Origin of the sequence: Pseudomonas sp. 09C 129 (assembly GCF_002843625.1) — a bacterium.
GTDB lineage: Bacteria > Pseudomonadota > Gammaproteobacteria > Pseudomonadales > Pseudomonadaceae > Aquipseudomonas > Aquipseudomonas chlororaphis.
The window spans coordinates 6,657,433-6,676,741 of record NZ_CP025261.1; the positions used below are offsets into that span (position 1 = coordinate 6,657,433).

The following is a 19,309-nucleotide window of genomic DNA, read 5'->3' on the forward strand; positions in this document are numbered from 1 at the left end:
CTGCTATTTCAGCGATGAATGCCGGAGCAGATCGCCCCCACGGCCGGCGCGGGAGCGATCTGTCAGTGGCGATCAGACCGGAGCGGTACGCAGTTTTTCGCTGCGGCCACGCAGCCATTCCAGGGTCAGCAGCAGAATCACCGAGAATGCGATCAGTAGTGTCGCCGCGGCAGCGATGGTCGGGCTGAGGTTTTCGCGGATACCGCTGAACATCTGCCGGGGCAAGGTGGCTTGCTCGGGACCGGCGAGAAACAGCGTGACCACCACTTCATCGAACGAGGTGGCAAAGGCGAACAGCGCGCCGCTGATCACCCCCGGCGCGATCAACGGCAGGGTCACCCGGCGGAACGCCGTCAGCGGCGAAGCGCCAAGGCTGGCCGCGGCCCGCACCAGGTTCTGGTTGAAGCCCTGCAAGGTGGCCGAGACCGTGATGATCACGAACGGCACGCCTAGTACCGCGTGGACGATGATCAGCGAGAAGAAGCTGTTGCCCATGCCCAGGGGCGCGAAGAACAGGTAGCTGGCCACGCCGATGATCACCACCGGCACCACCATCGGCGAAATCACCAGCGCCATCACCAACGCCTTGCCGGGGAAGTCGCCGCGGGTCAGGCCGATGGCCGCCAGCGTGCCGAAAACCATCGCCAGCACCGTGGCCGCTGGGGCGACGATGATGCTGTTCTTCAGGGCGCGCATCCATTCCGCCGAGCCGAAGAAGTCGTGATACCACTGCAGCGAGAAGCCTTGCAGCGGGTACACCAGGAAGCTGCCCGAGTTGAACGACAGCGGAATGATCACCAGCACCGGCAGGATCAGGAACAACAGGATCACGCCGCAGAGAATCCGCAAGCTGTAGAACCAGACCCGCTCGACGGGCGACATGTAAGGGCTCAGCATTTCGATTCTCTCCTTAGCTCAGGCGCAGGCGACTGGCGCCCACCAGCCAGCTGTAAATCAGATACAGCACGATGGTCGCCAACAGCAGCAGGCCGCCCAGCGCGGTCGCCATGCCCCAGTTGATGCTGGTGTTGGTGTAGAAGGCGACGAAGTAGCTGACCATCTGGTCGTTCGGGCTGCCCAGCAACGCCGGGGTGATGTAGTAGCCGATGGCGAGGATGAACACCAGCAGGCAACCGGCGCCGACGCCGGCATAGGTCTGCGGGAAATACACCCGCCAGAAGCTGGCGAACGGGTGGCAGCCGAGGGAAATCGCCGCACGCATATAGGTCGGCGAGATGCCTTTCATCACGCTGTAGATCGGCAGGATCATGAACGGCAGCAGGATGTGCACCATGGAGATGTAGACCCCGGTGCGGTTGAACACCAGTTCCAGCGGCTTGTCGATCACGCCCATGGCCATCAGCGCGCTGTTGATCAGGCCGCCCGATTGCAGCAGCACGATCCACGCCGCCACGCGCACCAGGATCGAAGTCCAGAACGGCAGCAGTACCAGAATCATCAGCAGGTTACTCTGGCGCGCCGGCAGGTTGGCCAGCAGGTAAGCCAGGGGATAGGCCAGCACCAGGCAGATACCGGTAATCACCAGGCCCATCCAGAAAGTCCGGGCGAAGATATCCAGGTAGATGGCCTGGTCAGGGGTCGCCGGGGCGATCTCCCCCAGGTCGTCGATCCGATGGTCGACGGCGGCCAACAGGTAGAACGGCGTCAGGTTGCTGGTGTTGCGGCGTACCGCCTGCCAGTAGGCCGGGTCGCCCCAACGCTCGTCGATGGCCTCCAGCGCTTCTTTATAGGAAGCCGGTTCCTCCTTGAACGGCAGGGCCCGGGCGGTTTTGGTCAGCAGGCTGCGATAGCCGGCCAACTCCATGTTCAGTCGCTTGGACAGATCGCCCAAGGTTTGCTGCTTGCGCGCTTCGGCCAGGTCTTCACTCAGCGCCTTGTACACCGGCTCGGCCGGCAGGCCGCGTCCGTCCCAACCGGCCACGGCGACCACAGTGCGCGGCATGCCTTCGACCACTTCCGGGTTACCGACGCTCTTGTACAGCAGCGCGGCGATAGGCACGAGAAACACCAGCAGCAGGAACAGCACCAGCGGCGCGATCAACGCTTGCGCTTTCCAGCGGTTGACCCGCTCGGCACGCGCCAGGCGCTGCTTGAGGCTGGGGCTGGTGACCTCGTTCAGGGGAACGCTAATGGCCATGACGAACTCCGCAAATCTTTAAACGGTAACGGCGTCACCCGCGGGTGACGCCGCCCATGCATGACGCCTTACTTGGCCGCCCACGAGTTGAAGCGCTGCTCCAGCTGCTCGCCGTTGTCAGCCCAGAAGCTGACGTCGATCTGCACCTGGTTGGCGATGTTTTCCGGGGTGGTCGGCATGTCTTTCAGGATGTCCTTGGCCAGCAGCGGGACTGCCTGGGTGTTGGCCGGACCGTAGGCGATGTTTTCCGAGTAGGTCTTCTGCTGCTGCGGCTGCACCGAGAAGGCGATGAATTTCTTCGCCGCTTCGGCGCGGGTCTTGTCCAGACCCTTCGGAATGGCCCAGGCGTCGAAGTCGTAGATACCGCCATTCCACACGACTTTCAGGTTGCTTTCCTTCTGTACCGCGGCGATCCGGCCGTTGTAGGCCGAACTCATGACCACGTCACCGGAAGCCAGGTACTGCGGCGGCTGGGCGCCGGCTTCCCACCACTGGATGCTCGGCTTGAGTTCATCGAGCTTCTTGAAGGCACGATCCTGGCCGTCCTTGCCGGCCAGCACCTTGTACACATCCTTGGGCGCGACGCCGTCGGCCATCAGGGCGAATTCCAGGGTGTACTTGGCGCCCTTGCGCAGGCCGCGCTTGCCCGGGAATTTCTGGGTGTCCCAGAAATCCGCCCAGCTGGTCGGCGCGGTCTTCAGCTTGTCGGCGTTATAGGCCAGGACGGTCGACCAGACGAAGAACCCCACGCCACAAGGCTGGATCGCGCCCTTGACGTAATCCTCGGGCTTGCCGAACAGCTCGGGGTCGAGCTGCTCGAACATGTCTTCGTCGCAACCGCGGGACAGCTCCGGCGACTCGACTTCCACCAGGTCCCAGGACACGCTCTTGGTATCGACCATGGCTTTGACCTTGGCCATCTCGCCGTTGTATTCGCCAGCGACGATCTTGCCGTTGCCCGCGGCTTCCCACGGGGCATAGAAGGCCTTGACCTGAGCCGCCTTGTTCGCCCCGCCAAAGGACACCACGGTCAGGTCCGGACCCGCCGCCATCGCGTGCGATGCGCCCATCAGGCCCAATGTCAAAGCGGTGAATTTCAGGGATCTCAACATTTATTGTTCTCTCCACGTGCAGGGTTGGTGAAGCAAGGGGGCGATCAATGCGCCTCTAGAAGTGGGTCGAGCGCGCGAACGTGCTCGACCTGCCAGCCAAGCGGAACCACATCGCCTACCGCCAGCTCCGGATCGAGCTCGGCAATCGGCTGTTTCACGAAGAAGTCGGTCTTGCCACAGACTTCCAGGCGAACCCGGACGTGGTCGCCCAGATAGATGAATTCCGCCACCCTCCCTGAGAAGCGGTTGACACAACTTTCGCTGGAGCCATTGAGGCTCACACGCTCCGGACGAATCGACAGGGTCACCGGCTCGCCGGTCTTGCCGACATTGACCGCCAGCGCCTCGACCTTCTCGCCGCGTCCCAGCTCGACCACGCAGCGGTCACCGCTGTGGCTGTGCAGGCGGCCGTTGAGGCGGTTGTTCTCGCCGATGAAGTTGGCGACAAAGGTGTTCTTCGGCTCTTCGTAAAGGGTCCGAGGCGGGGCGATCTGCTGGATCTCGCCCTGGTGGAACACCGCGACCCGGTCGGACATGGTCAGGGCTTCGCCCTGGTCGTGGGTCACGTAGACCACGGTCACGCCGAGGCGTTGGTGCAGGTGCTTGATTTCCATCTGCATGTGTTCGCGCAGCTGTTTGTCCAGCGCGCCGAGAGGTTCGTCCATCAGCACCAGCTGCGGCTCGAACACCAGCGCCCGGGCCAGGGCCACCCGCTGCTGCTGGCCACCGGACAGCTGCGCCGGATAACGCTGGGCGAAGGATTCAAGCTGGACCATGCTCAGCACGCGTTTGACCCGCTCGCTGATATCGGTCTTGCTCAGGCCGCGCACCGACAGCGGGAACGCCAGGTTCTCGGCCACGGTCATGTGCGGGAACAACGCATAGTTCTGGAACACCATGCCGATATCGCGCTTGTGCGGCGGCACGTTGTTGATCGCCCGCCCGGCCAGCTGGATCTCCCCGGCGGTCGGGGTCTCGAAGCCAGCCAGCATCATCAGGCTGGTGGTCTTGCCGGAGCCGGATGGCCCGAGCAGGGTAAGGAACTCGCCTTTGCGAATGTCCAGGTTGAGGTCTTTGACGATCAGGTTTTCGCCGTCGTAGCTCTTTTGCACACCACGGAAACTGACCAGTACATCACTCGTCCCAGCGCTTGAATCGACCTCGCTCATACCCACACCTTTTGTTTTTTGACGGCTGTGGACTAAGCCTAGTGGAGGCCACAAGCCGCGCAAATCGGGGGGTATGAGAGATTGGCCTCAGCCGGATGGAAGGTTCCTTGTAGGAATCCCCCTACAAGGATGGCGCGATTGGACAAGTCCCGGCACAAGCCCGGCGAGGATCATGGCCATAAGCCGGTTTTCGTGTCGCAAATAGGTACGTGTAGCCGCTGCCGCAGGCTGCGATCGAGGGCGAAGCACTCGTGATCCAGGCAGCGCGATTGAGCTGAAAATGCTCAGGGCCAGGTTTAGCGACAGCTGCGCTGTCGATCGCAGCCTGCGGCAGCGGCTACAGATCCATTCAGAGCAGCTTGTGCTCCATCGCGTACTTCACCAGCTCGGCCAGGGAGGTGATGTTGAGCTTCTGCATCAGCCGCGCCTTGTGGGTACTGATGGTCTTGCTGCTCAAGGCCAGCTGTTGGGCGATATCGTTGACGTTGGCACCCTGGGCCAGCCGTTCGAACACGGAAAACTCGCGCTCCGACAGCAAGGAATGCAGGGGCCGGGTGTCCGTCAGGCCGACTTCGAAGACCATCCGGTCGGCCAGCTCCGGGTCGATATAACGCCCGCCCGCCGCCACCTTGCGGATCGCCGTCAGCAGCAGCGCCGGGTCGCTGTCCTTGGTGGCATAACCGGCCGCCCCCACCTTCAGCGCCCGGGCCGCCATCTGCGCTTCGTCGTGCATCGACAGCACCAGGATCGCCGGCGGATTGTTCAGCGCGCGGATCCGCGGGATCGCCTCCAGGCCGTTGACGCCAGGCATGGAAATATCCAACAGCACCACCTCACAAGGCACATGGCGCAGGGTTTCCAATAGCTGCTCGCCATTGCTCGCCTCCCCCACCACCGTCAGGTCCTTGGCCAGGCCGATCAACTGCTTGATGCCTTCGCGAACGATGGTGTGGTCTTCGGCTACCAGTACACGGATCACAGCTCGTACCTCTTCTTATTGGTAATGATCTCTGCAGCAGTGAATCTGCTCGCGCCTACAGGTCCAGCGGCACAGTCACGCTCAGGGTGGTGCCCTCGCCCAGCTGACTGTCCAGGGTCAGGCTACCGCCCATGATCAGCACCCGCTCGCGCATGCCTACCAGGCCGAAGGACGTCGGCCGCCCGGTCTCGACCACGAAACCCTGGCCGTCGTCGCTGATGGTCATGCACAGTTGGTTCTGCTCGAGGCTCAGGGTCAGTTCGACAGTATGCGCCTGTGCATGGCGCATCACGTTGGTCAGCGCCTCCTGGAGGATGCGGAACAGACCGATGGCCTTGGCGTCGCTGAGCACCGGCAGATTATCGGGCACCTGCACCAGGCAAGGAATCTGCGTGCGCGCCTCGAAACGCCGCGCCTGCCACTCGATGGCCGACGCGATCCCGGCATCGAGAATCGGCGGGCGCAAGGCCGTGGCCACATCGCGCACCAACTGGAACAACTGGGCGATCAGGCGCTTCATGCTGTTCAGACGTTCGTGCAGCCCCGGATCGAGCTGCGCGTAGGCCAGCTCGCACATCGAGGTCTCCAGCTTGAGCACCGTGAGCATCTGCCCCAACTCGTCGTGCACCTCCCGGGCGATGCGGGCCTTTTCCTCTTCGCGCACGCTTTCCAGGTGCGCCGACAGCTCGCGCAGTTGTTCGCGCGAACTGGCCAGCTCCAGTTCGATGCGCTTGCTTTCGCTGATGTCCCAGACGATGCCGTCCCAGACATAGGCGCCGTCCTCGAGCTGGCGAGTGATGGCCTTGATTTCCGCCCAGCGCTGTTCGCCCTGCCGGGTCAGGATCCGCCCCTGCCAGGACCAGTCGCTGTCGGTGTCCAGGGCATGGTCCTGGGTCTGGTGATAACTGGCCCGGTCCCCAGGGTGCACCAGGCTGCGCAGCCCTATGTCACGATGGCTGAGGGTCGCCGGGGAGTAACCCACCAGGCTCTCGCTGCCTTCGCTGATATAGGCGAAATCGATCTGCCCGGTCACCGGCGCCCGTTCCAGGCGGAACACCAGCCCCGGCACATTGGCGGCGATCCCCTGCAACCGCGCTTCGCTTTCCTGCAGGGCGGCCAGGGCGCGACGACGCTCGGTGACGTCAGTGAGGTAAACCACCAGGTACTCGCCATCGCGAAAACGCAGAAAACTCAGCGACACATCGGCCGGCAGGATACTGCCGTCGGCGCGGACACACTGGGTCTCGAAGCTGGGCGGCGCATCCTCGCTGGCCCGGGCGCGCTTCCACAGACCAAGCCAACGGTCCATGTGCAGGTTGGGTTCGAAATCGCTCAACGGCCGGTCGACCACCGCCCCCGGCGCATAGCCCAGCATGCTTTCGGCCGCGCGGTTGGCGTAGCGCACATGGCTGTCCCAGTTGACCCACAGAATGCCCACCGTGCTCTGGTCGATGGAGAACTGGGTCAGGCGCAAGGCTTCTTCACTGGCCTCGCGCCGGGCCAGGTCCTCGCGGGTGGTCAGCAGCCGCTGCTCGAGCGTCTGTTGCTGGCGGCGCTGCCAGATAACGATGGCCATGCTCGCCAACAGCAGCACGGCCAGCAGCAGGCTAAGGTTCTGCCAGAAACCGCGGGACTCGCTCAACCGCGGATACTTGGGCTGCAGCCAGCGATTATGCAACTGCTCCAGGTCCTTGGCGGCGATACCGTGCAAGGCGCGCTGCACGATGTCCGCCAGCTCGGGCCAATCGCGCCGGGTCGCCACCCGCAACAGTTGCGGCAGGCCGATATCGCCCACCACCGCCAGGCCGGCGAACTCCGGCTCCGCCGACAAACGACTGAGCTGCGCTTCATCGATCACCGCATAACGCGCCTGCTGGCTGAGCAGTAATTGCAGGGCCTGGCGCTCCAGGGGCACGCCCTGCAGATTGAGGTTGGAATAGGTCGCCCGCAGGTAGTCCGCCACCGCACTGGGCATGCGCACCGCCACGCGGGTCTGGCTGTCGAGCTTTTCCAGCTCCACCGCGCCGGCACCCTTCTGCTCGCCGACCACCAGTTGCGGCACGCGCATATAGGGATCGGAAAACTGCCAGAGCCGCAGGCCGGCCGGGGTCTGGCTCAGGCCCGGGGCCATATCCACTTCACCGGCACGCACCGCCGCCTCCAGTTGCGCCTGATCGGCAAAGTTGCGCCAGCTCAGCTCGACCTTCATCGCCTGGGCCAGCCACTGCATCAGTTCGATATTGGCGCCGGACAAGCGTTGCAGCCGTCGGTCGTACTGGGCATAGGGAGCCTGGAGCACCACGCCGACCCGCAATTCCCGGTGCTGCTCCAGCCACTGCTGTTGTGCGGGGCTCCACTGCGCCTGGGCGATATGTGGCGCAGGCACCGCCCGGGCCATCAAGGGAAGGCAGATACAGCCGATAACCAACAGGCAGCGAAAACGCATCATCTGAAGTCTCACACACTGACAAATACTGACCAACCCATTAGGCTGCCGGGATTACTTCTGGCCTGGAATAACCGATGTCCCTTGTCCACCGCACGGCACTGCCCGCATTGTGCCTGTCGCTGATCCTTCCTTGTGCCTTTTCGGTCGAGGCCGCCGATCCGCAAGCCGCCCCGGCAGAACAGCCTGCCGCGGAAAAACCGGCCGAACGCCAGCCGCTCCTTGAGCGTAGCCAGGAAGATGCCGCGGCCCTCGAACGAGTCATGCCATCCAGTGAGCAACAGTCACTGCAAGCCGGCAGCGAGAGCTTTCTGGCCCTGTGGAAACCCGCCAACACCAGCGATCCCAAAGGCGCGGTGATTATCATCCCGGGCGCTGGCGAAACCGCCGACTGGCCTCAGGCAATCGGCCCTTTGCGCAACAGATTGCCGGATGCCGACTGGAGCAGCCTGAGCCTGACCTTGCCCGACCTGCAGAGCGATGCGGCGCAACCGCGCATCGTCGAGGCCGAACCTGCGCCCGCGACCGCCGACACTAGCAGCAAAGATGCCGCCACGGCAGCGCCCAAGCCAATCGAACAGGCCGCCGGTGGCGAAGCCGAGATAGCCGATCGCGCGGTGGTGGAGAGTAGCGAAGAACAGGCCAAGGCCGACGCCGAACGGATTTTTGCCCGTATCGACGCCGCGGTGACCTACGCCCAGCAGCAGAACGCCCGCAGCATTGTGTTGCTGGGTCATGGCAGCGGCGCCTACTGGGCCACGCGCTACCTGAGCGAAAAACAGCCGCCGGAGATTCAAAAGCTGGTGCTGGTGGCTGCCCAGACCCCGTCCATCGGCAAACCCGGACTGGCGGAACTGACGCCGACCCTGAAGCTGGCGACCGCCGATTTTTTCTACAAGGACAACGCGCAGGCTCGCAAGAACGCCCTGGAACGCCTGCAGGCGAGCAAGCGTCAGAAGAACGCCAACTTCACCCAGGTCTCGCTCAACGCCCTGCCGGGCAACAGCACGGCTGAAAACGAGCAACTGTTCAGACGCGTACGCGGCTGGCTGAGCCCGCAACCCGCGCAAGACTGAATCCCGCCGTGCCCGGTCCCGCTCCTGTTTTTGGCAAGGTGCGGGGCCGGGCGTGGGGCATTTCCCTCTAGCGAATATCTCTAACGCATCCCTCTAACGAGCCTCTCTAACGAAAATCCCGACGCTCGCGGATCAGTGCGTAAGCGCTGTGCAGCTCGCGGGTTTTCTCCGTGGCTTCCCGCACCTGCAAGGGGCTTGCGCCGCTGCCGGCAATCTTGTCCGGGTGATGGCGACTGAGCAGGCGCCGGTAGGCGCGCTTGATCTGCGAAGGCTCGCTGGTCGCCGAGACACCCAGCAGGCGCAACGCGTCCTGATAAGTGCCACTGCTGTTGGCCAACGGCTTTTTGCTCGGCTCGTAGTCCGCCGCCAACGCCTGCACCTGCTGCACAGTCCAGCCCAGCCACTTGCCCCAGAGCTGGATCAGCTCGCGCTCGGAGGGGCCGGCCCGGCCATCGGCCCAGACCATCCGCCAGCAAGCGCGCAACACACCCTCGGCAGCATGAGGCTGCGTCGCCAGGCGTCGCAGGTAGCCCCGTAGCCGATCGTTACCCGATTTGCCCCGATTGAACGCGGCAATCGCGCGACGCTGCGCGGCTTCGTTCATGTCCAGCGAACGCATTTCCAGACGCGCCTGCTGGATATGCCCATCGACCACCCGGCCATCGCTTTTCGCCAGCCGCCCCAAGAGCACGAACAGCAGTTCATCGTTGCGCAACGCCGGTCGACCGCCCAGCCGCTCACGCACCTGGGCCCAGCTATGCAATTGCAAACGCCGGTCCAGCGCCTGTCCCAGCAACGCTCCCAGCATGGCCCCCGGGATACTGGCTATGGCAAAGCCAGCCCCGGCTCCGATCAGAGTCCCTGGCCACAACATATCAACGACTCGCTTCTAACAAGGTTTCGACTTCCGCCAGACGCTCATGGGTGCCAACATCGACCCAGTGTCCCTGCAAACGCTCGCCACTGACCTGTCCATCGGCCATGGCCTTGCGTAGCAGGGGCGCCAGCTTGAACGCGCCCGGTGTGCAGCCCTGGAACAGGTCCGGGTGCAACACCGCGATGCCGCTGTAGGTCAGGGTCTGCGCGCCCGGCTCGGCGTCCCGCACCCGGGCATCGCTGAGGATGAAATCCCCGGCGGTGTGGTGAGCCGGGTTATCCACCAGCACCAGGTGCGCCAACGCATCCAGCGGACGGTTCAACGAGCGGAAATCATAATCGGTCCAGACATCGCCATTGACCACCACAAAGGGTTCGTCGCCCAGCAATGGCAAGGCGCGGAAAATACCGCCGCCGGTTTCCAGCGGCTCGCCCTCCGGCGAATAGCGGATGCTCAAGCCAAAGCGCGCGCCATCGCCCAGATGATCTTCGATCTGCTGCCCCAGCCAGGCGTGGTTGATGACGATTTCGGTAAAGCCCGCCCGGGCCAGTGCCCGCAGGTGGTACTCGATCAGCGGCACACCGGCGGCGCGGATCAATGGCTTGGGCGTGGTCAGGGTCAAGGGGCGCATCCGTTCGCCCTTGCCCGCGGCCAGAATCATTGCCTTCATACACAGGCTCCGACCGGTTGACGCAGGCTGGCCAACAGTTCACCCAACTCCGCCAGCTCCGGCCGACGAGCCAGGACGGCCTCTATATAAGCGAAGAAACGCGGCACGTCGCCCAGGTAACGGGGCTTGCCGTCGCGGTGGCAGATCCGCGCGAAGATCCCGATCACCTTGAGATGGCGTTGCACGCCCATCAGGTCGCTGGCACGCAGGAAATCCTCGAAATCGGGTTGTACCGCGATACCGAGCCGGGACGCTTGCTGCCAGTAGTCCTCCAGCCAGCCGCGCACCCGCGCTTCGGGCCAGCTGAGAAAAGCATCCTTGAACAGGCAGGTGACGTCATAGGTTACCGGGCCGTAGACCGCGTCCTGGAAATCCAGCACGCCCGGATTGGGTTCGCTGAGCATCAGGTTGCGCGGCATATAGTCACGATGCACCAGCACCTTGGGCTGGGCCAGGGCGCTTTCGATCAGCAGCTCGCTGACCCGCTGCCATTGGCCGCGCTGGCGCTCATTCAGCTCGACGCCCAGCTCGCGCCCCACGTACCACTCGGGGAACAGTTCCAGCTCACGGCGCAGCAAAGCGACGTCATAACTGGGCAACGGCGCATCCATCGGCAACTGCTGGAAAGCCAGCAAGGTTTGCAGCGCATCCTTGAACAGGGCGTCGGCATTTTCGCCGTCGATCACGTCCAGATAGGTCTTGTTGCCCAGGTCATTGAGCAAAAGAAAGCCGCGCGGCAAATCTTCTGCATAAATTTTCGGCACATTGGTTGCGGATTTTGCCAACAGATGGGCGATATCCACGAAGGGTTTGCAGTTTTCCTGGGGCGGCGGAGCATCCATCACGACAAAGCTGCGGCCTTCGCCTTCCCAGCGGAAATACCGCCGGAAACTCGCGTCGCTGCTGGCCGCGGTCAATGTGGCCGGGGGCACGAGGCCCCATCCGTTGGAGGCATAAACAATCGACAACTGCTCATCGAGCCAAACTTTCAGGTGTTGCAAGCGTACATCTTGGTCAGGCATTGCAAGGGTCTCCGACGGCGCTAGCCGTCAAGCGGGTCATGCTTTATTATCCAGCATCTTTTTCAGACCATCGAGAGGCGTGCGGCCCACACCGCGGGCAGATGGCACGCAGGAAGCCCGGACTAATAAGATGGCATTGAAATCCCCCGCGTTTCGTAAAAAATTTCCGTTGTTGGTTACTGGCAGTCTGCTGGCCCTGCAACCCCTGGCCACTTCGTTCGTGGTCGCCGCAGAACAGTATGACTGCTCAGTCTCTGCTTCGGGTGGCTGGGACTGCGCGCCGAAAACCAGCGCCGCTCAACTGCCTCCGCGCCCCGTGCATGACGCGAGTGCGGTCAGCTCGAGCACCGCTGCATCGGCCGAAGGCGGCGAAACCAGCGAAGACACCGGCGCCAAGCCGATGCTGGTTACCGAGTCCAAGGGCCGCGGCCTGAAGTCCCGCAGCGAAGACTACAGTCACCTCGACTGGGTTCCGCGCGAGAAGCTCACCGCCGCCCAGTTGGCCGAGACCGGTCCTTACTGTGCTGGTGCTTATATCGAACCGATTCGTCCTGGCATGAATGACAAGACGAATAAAAGTGACGCCCCGACCTTTATTGGCGCCAAGGCTTCGCGTTACCAGCAGGAGCAGCAGATCGCTACCCTGGCCGGTGATGTGGTCATGCGCCAGGGCAGCATGCAGGTCGAGGCCGACGAGGCCAACCTGTACCAGGCCGAGAACCGTGGCGAGCTGAGCGGCAACGTCCGCCTGCGCGACAACGGCACCCTGATGGTCGGCGATCACGCCGACGTGCAGCTGGATACCGGCGAAGCCAAGGTCGACAACGCCGAATACGTGATGCACAAGTCGCGCATCCGCGGTAACGCGCTGTACGCCAAGCGTGCCGAGAACGCGATCATCCGCCTCAAGGACGGTACGTACACTACGTGCGAACCGAGCAGCAACGCCTGGCAGCTCAAGGGCAACAACATCACCCTGAACCCGGCGACCGGCTTCGGCACAGCGACCAACGTGACCTTGCGCGTCAAGGACATTCCGGTCCTGTACACGCCATACATCTATTTCCCGATCGACGACCGTCGCCAGTCCGGCTTCCTGCCGCCGACCATCGGCAGCGGCAGCGATACCGGCTTCATGCTGGTCACCCCGTACTACTTCAACCTGGCGCCGAACTACGACGCCACGTTGTACCCGCGCTACATGAGCAAGCGCGGCCTGTTGATGGAAGGCGAATTCCGTTACCTGACCAAGTCCAGCGAAGGTCAGTTCGGTGCGGCGTACCTCAACGACGACAACGACGACCGCAAGCTGCAGTCGGACTACGAAAAAACCCGCTACATGTACAACTGGCAGCACAAGGGCGGGCTCGATTCGCGGGTAATGACCGAGGTCGACTACACCAAGATCAGCGATCCGTACTACTTCCAGGATCTGCAGACTGACCAGATCGGTGTGGAAAGCCGTGATTACATCAACCAGCAGGGTGCTGTGACCTACCGCGGCGACACCTATGCCGCGCGGCTCAATGCCCAGGCTTATGAGCTGGCCACGGTTTCCAACGTCACGCCATACAATCGTTTGCCGCAAATCACCCTGAATGGCTTCTTGCCGCAGCATCCGGGCGGTTTGGACTTTAAATATGAAACCGAGATTGTCAGGTTTGATCGAGACCTTAAAACCGGTAACTTCGTTGATGAAAATGGCGGCCCATTGAACGCAGATGGCTCAATAGGTACTCCTCGCCTAGATACCAATATTTTTGGTTTGGCACGAGCCAATGGTAACCGTCTCAACCTCGCGCCATCTGTAAGTCTCCCGCTCAACTGGACCTATGGTTTCCTGAAACCTTCTCTCAAGTACCAGTACACTCAGTACGACCTGGACCTTGATGGCCAAGGTAAACGTGATATCGCAGGACAGGGCCCAGAAGGCGATCGTCTGAACGGCACTTACAGCAGCAATCAGAACCGCGGCGTGCCAATCGCCAGTATCGACAGCGGCCTGTACTTCGACCGCAACACTCAATGGTTCGGCAAAAACTATCGCCAGACCCTGGAACCACGCCTCTACTATCTCTATGTACCGGAGAAAGACCAGAGCGACATTCCGGTATTCGACACCGGCGAAAGCACTTTCAACTACTCGTCGCTGTTCCGTGACAACCGCTTTTCCGGCTCCGACCGTGTAGGCGACGAGAACAAACTGTCTCTGGGCATCACCAACCGCTGGATCGAAGAAAACGGCTTCGAACGCCAACGCATCAGCGTCGGCCAGGCCTTGTACTTCAAGGACCGCGAAGTCCAGTTGCCAGGTATCGATGCGAAAACCCGCGACGACGCACACTCCAACGTTTCTCCTTATGCGCTGGAATACGAGTACCGTTGGAACCGTGACTGGCGCACCACTGCCGACTACAACTGGGATCCGGACAGCCGCAGCCCACGCTCAGGCAGTGCGATGTTCCACTATCAGCCGGAAGACAACCCGAACAAGGTCATCAACGCTGGTTATCGCTATCGCAACGATCAGGTGATCTACAACCAGAACACTGGTAAGTGGCAATTCGGCGGTGACTATGGCACTCCTGGCAGCGCGAACTACGTGAAGGACTACTACAAGATCCAGCAGCATGACTTCTCGGTGATCTGGCCGATCGTGCCGCAATGGAACCTGATCAGCCGCTGGCAGTACGACTACAACCGCAACCGTACCCTCGATGCCTTCGGTGGTTTCGAATACGACAACTGCTGCTGGAAACTGCGCCTGATCAACCGTTACTGGGTCAAGTATGACGAGTTCAGTCAAGACGCTCCGCAGAACGAGAAAGGCGACCATGGCATCTTCCTTCAAATCGTCCTGAAAGGACTCGGCGGCCTGACCGGCGCCAAGGTAGAGAGCTTCCTCGACAAAGGCATTCAAGGTTACCGTGAACGTGAAGACCAAGCTTTCTGATTGTCTGCGCCCGCTGATGCTGGGCGCGCTGTTCCTGGGTACCGCGGCGAGCGCCGCGGTACAACCCATCGACAAAGTGGTGGCCATCGTCGATAACGACGTGGTCATGCAGAGCCAGCTGGACCAACGGGTTCACGAAGTTCAGCAAACCATCGCCAAGCGCGGCAGCGGCATGCCACCCGCCGAGGTCCTCAACCAGCAGGTACTGGAACGCCTGATCGTCGAAAACCTGCAACTGCAGATCGGCGAGCGCTCCGGCATCCGCATCACCGATGAAGAGCTGAACCAGGCCGTCGGCACCATCGCCCAGCGCAACAACATGACGCCTGATCAATTCCGCGCCGCCCTGGCTCGTGATGGCCTGTCCTATCAGGACGCCCGTGAGCAGATTCGCCGCGAGATGGTCATCAGTCGCGTGCGTCAGCGCCGTGTTGCCGAACGCATTCAGGTCTCCGAGCAGGAAGTGAAGAACTTCCTCGCCTCCGACCTGGGCAAGATGCAACTGTCCGAAGAGCTGCACCTGGCCAATATCCTGATTCCAACCCCGGAAAGCGCCAACTCCGAAGCGATTCAGAGCGCCGCGCGCCAGGCCATGGACATCTACCAGCAACTCAAGCAAGGCGCCGACTTCGCTCAGCTGGCCATCGCCCGCTCAGGCAGCGACAACGCCCTGGAAGGTGGTGACATGGGCTGGCGTAAAGCCGCTCAACTGCCCCCTCCGTTCGACCGCGAACTGAGCGCCATGGCAGTGGGCGATATCACCCAGCCAGCTCGTACTCCAGGCGGCTTTATCATCCTGAAGCTGTTGGAAAAACGCGGCGGCGGCAATCAGATGCGTGACGAAGTGCATGTCCGTCACATCCTGATCAAGCCAAGTGAAATTCGCAGCGAAGAAGAAACCAAACGCCTGGCCCAGAAGCTCTACGAGCGCATCGAAGCCGGCGAAGACTTTGCCGAACTGGCGAAAAGCTACTCGGAAGATCCGGGTTCCGCCCTCAACGGTGGCGACCTCAGCTGGATCGACCCGAACGCCCTGGTTCCCGAGTTCCGCGAGGTGATGGCCAAGACCCCGCAAGGCCAGCTGTCCAAGCCGTTCCAGAGCCCATATGGCTGGCACGTACTGGAAGTCCTTGGCCGCCGCGCCACTGACAGCACCAGCCAGGCCCGCGAACAGCAAGCGATGACCGTGCTGCGCAACCGTAAATACGACGAAGAGCTGCAAACCTGGCTGCGCCAGATTCGCGACGAAGCCTACGTCGAGATCAAACTTCCTGGCGCTGACCAGGCGGCACAGTGAAACCCAAGCGTTTCGCGCTCACCCCCGGCGAGCCAGCCGGCATAGGTCCCGACCTGTGCCTGCTGCTCGCCTCGCAACAACAGCCACATCCCCTGATTGCCATCACCAGCCGCGACCTGCTTATCGAGCGGGCCGCGCAGTTGGGTGTGGCCGTCAGCCTGATTGCGGTCGGCCCCGACAATTGGCCAAGCCAGCCGGCCGCCGCTGGTAGCCTCTATGTCTGGGATACCCCGCTGTCGGCCAAGGTCGTTACTGGTCAGCTGGACAAGGCCAACGCCGCGTTCGTTCTGGAAACCCTGACCCGGGCCGGCCAAGGCTGCCTGGACGGGCATTTCGACGGAATGATTACCGCCCCGGTGCACAAGGGTGTGATCAACGAATCCGGCATCGCCTTTTCCGGCCATACCGAGTTTCTCGCCGACCTGACGCACACCGAACAAGTGGTGATGATGCTGGCCACCCATGGCCTGCGCGTGGCACTGGTGACCACTCACCTGCCCCTGCGGGACATCGCCGACGCCATTACCCCGGAGCGCCTGGAGCGGGTTACGCGCATTCTGCATGCGGACCTGCGCAACAAATTCGGCATCGCCCAGCCACGCATCCTGGTCTGCGGGCTCAACCCGCATGCCGGCGAAGGCGGACATCTGGGCCATGAAGAAATCGATATCATCGAACCCACCCTGGAGCGTCTGCGCAACGAAGGCATGGACCTGCGCGGCCCCCTGCCCGCCGACACTCTGTTTACCCCCAAATATCTGGAGCACTGCGACGCAGTGCTGGCGATGTACCATGACCAGGGGCTGCCCGTGCTGAAGTACAAAGGCTTCGGCGCCGCGGTCAACGTGACGCTGGGCTTGCCGATCATCCGCACCTCGGTCGACCACGGCACCGCCCTGGATCTGGCCGGCAGCGGCAAGATCGATACCGGCAGCCTGAAAGTCGCCCTGGAAACCGCCTACCAGATGGCCGAGACCCGTTTATGACCGAGCAATACCAACACCGGGCGCGCAAGCGCTTCGGCCAGAACTTCCTGCATGACGCCGGCGTGATCGACCGCATCCTGCGCTCCATCAATGCCAAATCCGGCGACCGCATGCTGGAAATCGGCCCGGGCCAGGGCGCCCTGACCGAGGGCCTGCTCAACAGCGGCGCCCAGCTGGATGTGGTCGAGCTGGACAAGGACCTGGTGCCGATCCTCAACCAGCAGTTTGCTGGCCGGGACAATTTCAGCCTGCACCAGGGCGATGCCCTGAAGTTCGACTTCAACAGCCTGAATGCCGCGCCCGGCAGCCTGCGGGTGGTTGGCAACCTGCCCTACAACATCTCCACCCCGCTGATCTTTCACCTGCTGCAAAACGCCAGCCTGATCCGCGACATGCACTTCATGTTGCAGAAAGAAGTGGTCGAGCGCCTCGCCGCAGGCCCGGGCGGTGGTGACTGGGGCCGTCTGTCGATCATGGTCCAGTACCACTGCCGCGTGGAGCATCTGTTCAACGTTGGCCCTGGCGCATTCAATCCGCCACCGAAAGTCGACTCGGCAATCGTCCGCCTGGTGCCACACGCCGTGCTGCCGCATCCGGCCAAGGATCATCGCCTGTTGGAGCGCATCGTCCGCGAAGCCTTTAACCAACGTCGCAAGACCCTGCGCAATACCCTCAAAGCCCTGCTTTCCAGCGCCGAGATCGAAGCCGCCGGTGTCGATGGCAGCCTGCGTCCGGAGCAACTGGACCTGGCAGCCTTCGTTCGCCTGGCCGACAAGCTCAGCGAACAAGCCGCGGACACCGCCAGCGCCAGCTGACACGCCACCAGCGTTATCGGGTAAGACGCCAGGCTCCATGTCTGGTTTACTACCCGATACTTGGCCTAGACTGACCTCCATCAGCTTTGTCCCGCGTCCCGCTTCGTTTTAAGGCCCCTTGCATGTCCGATCCCCGTTATCAGATCGACGTCAGCGTCGTCACCCGCTTTCTCGCAGAACAGTCACAACCCGAGCAGAACCGCTTTGCCTTCGCCTACACCATCACCGTACAGAACAATGGTCTGCTGCCCGCCAAACTGCTCTCCCGGCACTGGGTGATCACCGATGGCGACGGGCACGTCGAGGAAGTTCGCGGTGCCGGCGTCGTCGGCCAGCAGCCGCTGATCGCCGTGGGCAAAAGCCACACCTACAGCAGCGGCACGGTCATGACCACACGGGTCGGCAATATGCAGGGCAGCTATCAGATGCTCGCCGAAGACGGCAAACACTTCGACGCCATCATCGCCCCCTTCCGTCTGGCCGTGCCCGGAGCCCTGCACTGATGACGACTTACGCCGTCGGTGACCTGCAAGGCTGCCTGGGACCTTTGCAGCGCCTGCTTGAAAAGGTCGCTTTCGACCCGACCAAGGATCGCCTGTGGCTGGTCGGCGACCTGGTCAACCGCGGCCCGCAGTCGCTGGAAACCCTGCGCTTTCTTTATGCCATGCGCGACTCCCTAGTGTGCGTGCTGGGCAATCACGACCTGCACCTGCTGGCCGTCTGGCGCAATATCGAGCGCCTGAAGAAAGCCGACACCCTGCGCGAGATCCTCAACGCGCCGGATTGCGAGGAGTTGCTCCAGTGGCTGCGCCAGCAAAAACTGATGCACTATGACGAACAGCGCAACGTCGCCCTGGTGCACGCGGGGATACCGCCACAGTGGTCGCTGAAAAAAGCCCTCAAGTGCGCCACCGAAGTCGAAGAAGCACTGCGGGACGACAACCGCTTCGAGCCCTATCTGGACGGTATGTACGGCAACGACCCGACAAAATGGGACAGCGAACTCAAAGGCGTGACCCGTCTGCGGGTGATCACCAACTATTTCACTCGCATGCGTTTCTGCACCAGCGATGGCAAGCTCGACCTCAAGGGTAAGGAAGGGCCAGACACCGCCCCACCGGGGTACGCCCCATGGTTCGAGCACAAGGAACGCAAGACCCGGGACGTGAAAATCATCTTCGGTCACTGGGCCGCCCTCGAAGGCAACTGCAACCAGCCCGGCGTCGTCGCCCTGGACACTGGCTGCGTCTGGGGCGGCGCCCTGACCTTGCTGAACGTCGACACCGGCCAACGCCTCAAGTGTGAGTGCGACGCCCACGGTCACATCAAGCCCCAGGCCAATCAACCCTCCCCTGAACCCACACCAATCACCGCCAAGCGCTAGACGGCGCTTGCCACCAGGCCCAGGAGCCCGCCATGAGCGAATTCAAACGCATCCCCCCAGAACAGGCCCAGGCACTGCGCGAGCAAGGCGCCGTGGTGGTCGATATCCGCGACCCGCAGACCTTTGCCCTGAACCACATCAGCGGCTCCCTGCACCTGGATAACCACTCCATCTCCGACTTCATCCGCAACGCCGATCTCGACGCCCCACTGGTGGTCGTCTGCTATCACGGCAACTCCAGCCAAAGCGCGGCGGCCTACCTGATCAGCCAGGGCTTCTCCGACGTCTACAGCCTGGACGGTGGTTTCGAACTGTGGCGGACCACCTACCCTGCGGAAATTGCCCAAGGCAACGCCGAATAATTT

Annotated in this window: 17 protein-coding genes; 8 read left to right on the forward strand and 9 right to left on the reverse strand. The window is 62.4% G+C overall.

Features of this window, described 5'->3' with window-relative positions; all coding sequences use genetic code 11:
- Positions 1-72: 72 nt before the first annotated feature.
- The 6 genes from CXQ81_RS29865 to CXQ81_RS29890 form a co-directional block, all read right to left on the reverse strand.
- Positions 73-897, reverse strand: a complete 825-nt coding sequence (locus CXQ81_RS29865; protein ID WP_007926154.1) for an ABC transporter permease — start codon at positions 895-897, stop codon at positions 73-75.
- A 13-nt stretch (positions 898-910) separates the two neighbouring features.
- Complete coding sequence (locus CXQ81_RS29870; RefSeq protein ID WP_007926153.1) at positions 911-2,158, reverse strand: ABC transporter permease; 1,248 nt, start codon at positions 2,156-2,158, stop codon at positions 911-913.
- Positions 2,159-2,226: 68 nt separating this feature from the next.
- Entirely contained in the window at positions 2,227-3,270 is a 1,044-nt protein-coding gene (locus tag CXQ81_RS29875; RefSeq protein WP_007926152.1) for an ABC transporter substrate-binding protein, read from the reverse strand.
- Between the two features lie 44 nt (positions 3,271-3,314).
- A complete protein-coding gene (locus CXQ81_RS29880; protein WP_007926151.1) occupies positions 3,315-4,439 on the reverse strand; it encodes an ABC transporter ATP-binding protein in 1,125 nt (374 codons plus the stop codon).
- Positions 4,440-4,788: 349 nt separating this feature from the next.
- Entirely contained in the window at positions 4,789-5,418 is a 630-nt protein-coding gene (locus tag CXQ81_RS29885) for a response regulator transcription factor (protein ID WP_007926150.1), read from the reverse strand.
- Between the two features lie 55 nt (positions 5,419-5,473).
- Positions 5,474-7,867 (reverse strand): PAS domain S-box protein, encoded by a 2,394-nt coding sequence (locus tag CXQ81_RS29890; protein WP_101339271.1) that lies wholly within the window; start codon positions 7,865-7,867, stop codon positions 5,474-5,476.
- A 74-nt stretch (positions 7,868-7,941) separates the two neighbouring features.
- Between CXQ81_RS29890 and CXQ81_RS29895 the strand changes: the two genes are divergently transcribed.
- Positions 7,942-8,940, forward strand: a complete 999-nt coding sequence (locus tag CXQ81_RS29895; protein ID WP_101339272.1) for an alpha/beta hydrolase family protein — start codon at positions 7,942-7,944, stop codon at positions 8,938-8,940.
- Between the two features lie 106 nt (positions 8,941-9,046).
- Here CXQ81_RS29895 and CXQ81_RS29900 read toward each other — a convergent pair whose 3' ends face one another.
- The 3 genes from CXQ81_RS29900 to CXQ81_RS29910 are packed head-to-tail and all read right to left on the reverse strand — an operon-like array spanning position 9,047 to position 11,509.
- Positions 9,047-9,814 (reverse strand): TerB family tellurite resistance protein, encoded by a 768-nt coding sequence (locus CXQ81_RS29900; protein ID WP_101339273.1) that lies wholly within the window; start codon positions 9,812-9,814, stop codon positions 9,047-9,049.
- Position 9,815: 1 nt separating this feature from the next.
- Complete coding sequence (gene murU, locus CXQ81_RS29905; RefSeq protein ID WP_101339274.1) at positions 9,816-10,487, reverse strand: N-acetylmuramate alpha-1-phosphate uridylyltransferase MurU; 672 nt, start codon at positions 10,485-10,487, stop codon at positions 9,816-9,818.
- Entirely contained in the window at positions 10,484-11,509 is a 1,026-nt protein-coding gene (locus CXQ81_RS29910) for an aminoglycoside phosphotransferase family protein (RefSeq protein ID WP_101339275.1), read from the reverse strand. The genes murU and CXQ81_RS29910 overlap by 4 nt, the downstream gene beginning before the upstream one ends.
- A 130-nt stretch (positions 11,510-11,639) precedes the next feature.
- Here CXQ81_RS29910 and CXQ81_RS29915 point away from each other — a divergent pair, with 130 nt between their 5' ends.
- The 7 genes from CXQ81_RS29915 (at position 11,640) to glpE (ending at position 19,306) form a co-directional block, all read left to right on the forward strand.
- Complete coding sequence (locus CXQ81_RS29915) at positions 11,640-14,462, forward strand: LPS-assembly protein LptD (RefSeq protein ID WP_101339276.1); 2,823 nt, start codon at positions 11,640-11,642, stop codon at positions 14,460-14,462.
- Positions 14,443-15,759, forward strand: a complete 1,317-nt coding sequence (gene surA, locus CXQ81_RS29920) for a peptidylprolyl isomerase SurA (protein ID WP_157832275.1) — start codon at positions 14,443-14,445, stop codon at positions 15,757-15,759. The genes CXQ81_RS29915 and surA overlap by 20 nt, the downstream gene beginning before the upstream one ends.
- Entirely contained in the window at positions 15,756-16,745 is a 990-nt protein-coding gene (pdxA, locus tag CXQ81_RS29925; RefSeq protein ID WP_101339278.1) for a 4-hydroxythreonine-4-phosphate dehydrogenase PdxA, read from the forward strand. The genes surA and pdxA overlap by 4 nt, the downstream gene beginning before the upstream one ends.
- Complete coding sequence (gene rsmA / locus CXQ81_RS29930) at positions 16,742-17,560, forward strand: 16S rRNA (adenine(1518)-N(6)/adenine(1519)-N(6))-dimethyltransferase RsmA (protein ID WP_101339279.1); 819 nt, start codon at positions 16,742-16,744, stop codon at positions 17,558-17,560. The genes pdxA and rsmA overlap by 4 nt, the downstream gene beginning before the upstream one ends.
- 122 nt (positions 17,561-17,682) lie before the next feature.
- Positions 17,683-18,063 (forward strand): Co2+/Mg2+ efflux protein ApaG, encoded by a 381-nt coding sequence (gene apaG, locus CXQ81_RS29935; protein ID WP_007926128.1) that lies wholly within the window; start codon positions 17,683-17,685, stop codon positions 18,061-18,063.
- On the forward strand, positions 18,063-18,944 hold the full coding sequence (locus tag CXQ81_RS29940) for a symmetrical bis(5'-nucleosyl)-tetraphosphatase (RefSeq protein ID WP_101339280.1): 882 nt from the start codon (positions 18,063-18,065) through the stop codon (positions 18,942-18,944). Before apaG ends, CXQ81_RS29940 begins: the two co-directional genes overlap by 1 nt.
- 32 nt (positions 18,945-18,976) lie before the next feature.
- Positions 18,977-19,306 carry a thiosulfate sulfurtransferase GlpE gene (gene glpE / locus CXQ81_RS29945; RefSeq protein WP_009051163.1) on the forward strand — a complete coding sequence of 110 codons (330 nt, stop codon included), beginning with the start codon at positions 18,977-18,979 and terminating at the stop codon, positions 19,304-19,306.
- Positions 19,307-19,309: the final 3 nt, after the last annotated feature.